General features: G+C 49.3%; 7 protein-coding genes. 1 reads left to right on the top strand and 6 read right to left on the bottom strand.

The genetic code is table 11. From position 1 onward, the window contains the following. The 4 genes from ENTHG_RS23300 to ENTHG_RS23285 form a co-directional block, all read right to left on the bottom strand. Positions 1–686, bottom strand: a 686-nt coding sequence (locus tag ENTHG_RS23300; protein WP_052332772.1) for a FecCD family ABC transporter permease, incomplete at its 3' end; no start/stop codon positions are given. Then, a complete protein-coding gene (locus ENTHG_RS23295) occupies positions 683–1,573 on the bottom strand; it encodes an ABC transporter substrate-binding protein (protein ID WP_237567536.1) in 891 nt (296 codons plus the stop codon). The genes ENTHG_RS23295 and ENTHG_RS23300, both read right to left, overlap by 4 nt. A gap of 601 nt (positions 1,574–2,174) precedes the next feature. After that, positions 2,175–2,645 carry an RES family NAD+ phosphorylase gene (locus ENTHG_RS23290; protein ID WP_044185848.1) on the bottom strand — a complete coding sequence of 157 codons (471 nt, stop codon included), beginning with the start codon at positions 2,643–2,645 and terminating at the stop codon, positions 2,175–2,177. After that, entirely contained in the window at positions 2,642–3,085 is a 444-nt protein-coding gene (locus tag ENTHG_RS23285; RefSeq protein ID WP_044185916.1) for an Xre family toxin-antitoxin system antitoxin, read from the bottom strand. The genes ENTHG_RS23290 and ENTHG_RS23285 overlap by 4 nt, the downstream gene beginning before the upstream one ends. Positions 3,086–3,170: 85 nt before the next feature. Between ENTHG_RS23285 and ENTHG_RS23280 the strand changes: the two genes are divergently transcribed. After that, a complete protein-coding gene (locus ENTHG_RS23280) occupies positions 3,171–3,632 on the top strand; it encodes a hypothetical protein (RefSeq protein WP_044185846.1) in 462 nt (153 codons plus the stop codon). Between the two features lie 407 nt (positions 3,633–4,039). Here the strand turns inward: ENTHG_RS23280 and ENTHG_RS25520 are convergent, their stop codons facing one another. After that, entirely contained in the window at positions 4,040–4,453 is a 414-nt protein-coding gene (locus ENTHG_RS25520) for a hypothetical protein (protein WP_071825938.1), read from the bottom strand. 415 nt (positions 4,454–4,868) lie between these two features. Continuing rightward, a partial coding sequence (locus ENTHG_RS23270; protein WP_044185841.1) for a hypothetical protein occupies positions 4,869–5,661 on the bottom strand: 793 nt, incomplete at its 5' end.

The following is a 5,661-nucleotide window of genomic DNA, read 5'->3' as shown; positions in this document are numbered from 1 at the left end:
AATGTATCCAGTGAGCGGCCATAGCACATCACCGTCAGCAGCCCCATGGTTACCACTGCGCAGCACAGTAGCGCATCAGCCCATCGTACCCCGCTAAGGCTACCCAACATCCAGAACATAACCCCCCGCGACTGTTCCGCATTGGCCGCGGTACTGACAATGTACGATGTCAGCGCGTTAAACAGCTGCGTACCGGCGATACCTGCCAGAATAATGCGTGCTGTGTTCTCGCGCATGCCACCTGATAACAGTACTATCAGCATAAAAGCGATACAGGCACCGATAAACGCCCCGGTACCTGTCGTAAGAGCGCCGCTGCCAATACCAAGTAGCATAACGCTGACGGCTCCGGTTGAGGCACCCGCAGAGATGCCCAGCAAATAAGGATCGGCTAGTGGATTACGCAGCAACGACTGCAATACCAGCCCGCATAACGCCAGTCCGCCACCGCTGCTAGCCGCCATCAGTGCACGACTCATACGATACTGCCAGACAATTCCGGCTTCGACAGCAGGTAGATCGAAGTGTGTTATACCAAGGCCATTGGTTATCGCGCGAAAAGTAGTCGCGAAACTTACCGGTATATCGCCGGTTGCAGCTGCGAGTATCATCATTAACGGCAGACTCAGAATCCCGAAGACAATTATCAGACCGGTTCGCCAGTAAAAAACAGATTGATATTTCATCTGGTATGAGTGAGAGCATTAATCTGCTGACCAATCAGTTCTACTGCTTCTACGTTATGTAATGACGGATTGAGCGACATGGCCGGAACCACTACTATATGTCCTTTTTTGACTGCAGATATTTCGCGTGTTACGGGGTCAGTTTCCAGGAACTGCTTTTTGATCGCTACGTCATCGGCGGGGTAAAGTCTTCTGTCCATACTCGCGATAACAATAATATCAGGCTGAGCCTTTACAATGTATTCCCATGTCACCGAAGGCCACTCCTCGTCAGAATCAATGATATTCTTCAGACCGAGTGTTTTACTAATCCAGCCTGGAGCGCCTTTACTGCCTGCCACCCACGGATCGCCTTTCAGTCGGGTACTTGAAAACCAGTAAACCACTTTCAGTGGTAGTCCTGGCGGCGTGTGAATGTGCTGCTGCGCGGCGGCAATACGATCAGTCAACTTCTGCTTAAGCGTCTCGCCACATGCCTGCACATTAAAAATACGCGCCAGTGCTGTGATTTCATCAAAAATGATATTGATTGAGTAAGGCTCTGAACGCGCACCATCACCGTTGGAGGTAGCGGTGACGGCTTTCGCTGTACAATCTGCTGGAGAGATCCAGGTCCTGATACCCAGCTGTTCGAATTGCTGCCGCGTCGCAACCTCGCCCTGGGGGCCAACATGCCAGCTGTACTGGGCAAGAACAAGATCAGGGCGCTGAGCTGCTACTGCTTCGAATCCAGGTGCGTTCTCAGCAAGTCGCTTTAGTTTTTGACCTTGCTGTTTTAAATCATCTGGTAATGCACCAAACCAGACAGATGTACCTACAATTTTTTGTTCCAGACCCAATGCCAGCATCAGCTCTGTCTCGTGCTGTCCAATTGTCACAACACGCACAGGAGCATGCTTAAATGTCTCTTTAAAACCACAGTTTTCAGTTGTTATCGGGTAGCTGGAGGCAAAACGCATCAGCCAGGGGAAATAACAGCAGCAAAGTTAATAATAGACGCATAGTGAGTATTTCATCCCAAAAATATTGTTATGTTATAACATAACAATATGCCTTGCTTAATATCACCTGTCAATGCCTGGGGGGCGTCGACTCAACTGGATGGTCGTCGTGAGCACTTCTCTGGAACGAATATAGTTAGCTCATGACTTTGTATATTCGTTGTAAAGTGAGATACGCTGAGAGTAAAACTTGCTCGGCCTACTGATAAGAGATGTGCCTTCTCGGCGGCTGTAGGGATCTGCGTGGGCTAAGCCAGTTCTGATAACACGATGCTGTTATCAGCTGAAGTCCTCCTTTACCGGCATCATGGTGAGGTACGGAGTGCCCGTATCATTGCAGTTGCCTTCATCTTCCCTCTATAAGCCGCTGTCATGGCAGCATGCTGCCAGATTTCCTCGCCAAGCAGGAGTCGCACCAAAATTAGCTGTTCTTGGATTACTGCGGGTGATTGGTTGACCGTTGCCACACAGGATCAATGAATGGGCGTCACTGTTGTTCAGCTTTCAGTCTGCTGTTAAAGCGGAACGGGATTTCTTCGGAAGTATGCGTAATGTCCTTGAATGCAGAATGGCCAGGATTAAGCAGATAATTAAATTCAACCGGCGACAGTACACTTGGTACGCGCAACGCTACCGATGCCTCACTTTCTATCCATGCATCGCCATATGCAGCCAGTTCCCAGGGAGCCTCTTCGGCATGCCAGTTATCAGGAAAAAGGGTCATATCCGCGCTCATGATCAGCTTGTCCGGAACGTTAATTTGCAGGAGAGTATAATAATCCAGCAATTGTGAAGCACGCAAATGAACCAGGGTTTCCAGCATGGTCAGGGATGCTGTACCGGAAGCGTATACCATCGCTGTTCCCGGGCTGTTCCATCTACCACCTGCCTCTTTGGCCCCTGAGCCTGTCCAGGCTGTTGGCAAATATCTTGTTTTGGTCAGACGGTAAAGAATCAAGAGTAAACTCCATGCTCAATCCGGGTGATTAACCTGAGCACTTCATATGCGCCTGTTTCGGAGGTCATCACTTCTGCCGGAGTTTTCCACCCAAGAGCGCGGGCAGGTTCATTCAGCCATTTCCTTGCCTCAGCCTTGTCTCCCTCGAAAAGCTCCACGGCTCTGTCCAGCACCCTGATAATACGAACCAGACGTTCGCTTTGTTCCGCAGAAAAGCGAGCCTTAATGCTTCGGTTGAAGGTAGTATTCGGAATCCCGGACATCTTGCGTAAATCTGATTGCGTGATGTGTGCCCAGGTAGTGATTCGCCCGGCTACGGCTCCATCCAGGCCTTCATGAATCTGCCCGAGTAATGCAACGCCATCTGCGTGTTGTAGTCCGGCATACTGCCATAGGCGTTCAGGCTGACGCTTTTTGATCTCAGGGGTAAATTGTTTCATGTGCAACCTCCCGTTTGGTATTATTATTATATCCATATGGTAATATATCTGCAAATTATTGCACCCTGGTGCAGTATGAAATCGCATGAATAACAAAGGTTATGGTGATGAGAAGATGAAAATGAACGACACAGAAGAAGCCCAGGCCAGAAAAATGTGGGTGATCATCACCTATGCCACACGAGTGGAGGATTTGCTACGTAAAAATGGTGCAAAAGGCGCGGGATTTAAAGAGCTTGTTGAATCGCTTTCTGACGTACTTGAATCTGGAATAAAACGAAACATTGGGCGCATGGCTCACCTAAGAAATATGGTCGTTCATGAAGGCCACGTATGCTCTGAGCGGGAAATGGCAGGATATGAAGCACAGTTTAAATCTGTGACCCAGGCTCTTATTGCAATGCTCGATGCAAGACAGCAAAACGCGGAACTGGTAGAAAACCTTAAAGTCAGTATGAAGGCTAAATCAGGCTTAAAAAGATTGTTGATTGGCTCACTTATAGGCGGATTAGTGATTGCCGGAGTCCTCATCAGGGTCACTCAGTAGAGATTGTTCTACCTGCGATCAAGACCGCAAGCGCCAGAAGAGCGCCCGCTGGTAACACAAAAATCTGCAGCCTATAACTTATTCAGAATTACAGTGTCATGGCAGGGCAGAGACCGTCCTGCCTACGTCGGGTCAAATAAACCCGGGTAAACCGGGCACGCTCAGTATCACTACAATAGCGGGGCTTCATTTACGCAGCTTTATAGCCCGTAACCAGATATCAACCTGACCGAATGCATCCTGGTTGTTTGACTGCTTCGTTTTGAACTCTCCAGGATAACGCTTGCCGTTCAGGGACACCTCCCTTCACGTCATTTTAAGTGACACTGAGGTGTCTGTTAAACCCGTGGCGATTCATATCGTCCTTGTATGCCCACACGATGAACATTCTTTGAGGATGACCAGCCTTAAAAAGCCGTGGGTAAAAGATTGAAATCTCCTGCACTGGTAAAACTACCCCGGAATACCTGGGTTGACGCTTTGACTACATCGGTTACCTGCTCGCTCATGCCTCCGGGGCATGCTCCTCTTGGATCTGCACTGAGTATGTGCCTGCCCTGAGCTAAATGTAGTGTTATTTTTTCTTCTGGGTAGAGCTTTGCTACAGGGTTTCCATCAACGAATACATATAAGTTGCATAAGCTCCCCATTCTTCCGGCATCGCGTTTGATAACCACCTCGCCCGTATCAGGTGCAGCTTTTGCATATGCAGTGGATAAGAGCTGCGGGCCTGCCACCTCTTTCGCCTCATTCGTTGGAACTGGGGTGTTTGAGCAAGCTGCTAACGAAGCTGCAAAAAAGACAATGCCAAGCCTTTTCATCTTGATGTATCCGTTGGTTGATTATCAAAAACTCACTGTGAAAGAAGAATATTACAGCGATTTCAGGAAGTACGCATTGGTTGTCTAAAAGTAAATATCAGCCATCATCATTGTTGGAACATAATGCCTTTTAGCCCGAACGTCCAGGGCATCACAGGCTGCGATGCTGGCATAAAATTTCCTGAAAGCCATTCGCTGAAAACTGTTCTGAGTTCAATCCAGGGTTCACGATGCACTCAGATATTCCCGCAGAGCTACCGTAATACTTTAATTTTTTCACAGGTCCGTCATGACTGCTTCTTGATGTGAGCAGGCCAATAGCCTCCTGGATCTTGCAGCGTCATATCTCAGGGAGACAAATCAATACAACACCGGCGGGCTATTGCCCGCCTCGCCGGATGTTGCTTAAGAGTATTTATAAAAGGGGGAGTTCCAGAACCTCTCCGCCTTCTTGCCCGAGGCGTGCTAAATAGTGTGAAGTATCCAGAATCTGAAAAGGAAAGTACAAACCAGGCGTGATCGGTGGTTTTCCATCCAGACCGACCAGTCGCTCAAGAAGCAAGGCTATTCCCATCCCGGTCAGGGGTGCAGCACCGCCTGGATGCACGACCGCATGTCTTGTCCGAAGCGGCTGCCCGGTGTGATCATGACCAGAAATATCAAGGATAATTTCTGTTGATAATGGGCCGCCTTTACGCCGACTTGAACTGATACCCTGGCCAAGATTGAACTGTACGCTGAGCGCTCCTGTTGCGGCTGCCAGTCCTGCTACATCGATAGAAGAAAAGCCGGAAGCGTTGATTTTGCTACCATCAAGCGCTGAGAAAACCGCCTTTGCGGCATCACCCTCCCGCCAAAGCCAGTTGCCATCCCGGCGCGAAAGCGCGGCGGGCATGAAGTGGTTCAGATATCTAAAATCTTCGGCTACCGCCGGCCCACCTGTATCCTGGTCATCGACCAACGCATCAATACGAATTTCATCTATCTGAGCGAATGATTTCGTCAGATGGAGCGCTGGAACTGTTGTGGCACCTACCAGCCACTCATAACCCAGCACCACTGCAGACGCAGTCGGCGCACACATGAAGCATGCTATTTCCGGCGCGATTTCGAACACCCCAGATGAAATACTCAAATGCGGTATACCGCGTGCCTGAGCGAAACGCAATCCGGCGAGTGAATGATCCTTATAGAGAACGACCACCGCA

The sequence above is a fragment of the Phytobacter massiliensis JC163 genome (genome assembly GCF_000321045.1).
Classification (GTDB): Bacteria; Pseudomonadota; Gammaproteobacteria; order Enterobacterales; family Enterobacteriaceae; genus Phytobacter_A; species Phytobacter_A massiliensis.
The sequence above is the reverse complement of the archived record's forward strand: the minus strand, read 5'-3'. Positions and strand labels throughout refer to the sequence as shown.

Bases quoted from the DNA above. Each gene is read 5' to 3' on its own strand.
- ENTHG_RS23285 (WP_044185916.1), bottom strand. From the start codon at position 3,085: ATGAAACAATTTACCCCTGAGATCAAAAAGCGTCAGCCTGAACGCCTA.
- ENTHG_RS23280 (WP_044185846.1), top strand. From the start codon at position 3,171: ATGAATAACAAAGGTTATGGTGATGAGAAGATGAAAATGAACGACACA.
- ENTHG_RS25520 (WP_071825938.1), bottom strand. From the start codon at position 4,453: ATGAAAAGGCTTGGCATTGTCTTTTTTGCAGCTTCGTTAGCAGCTTGC.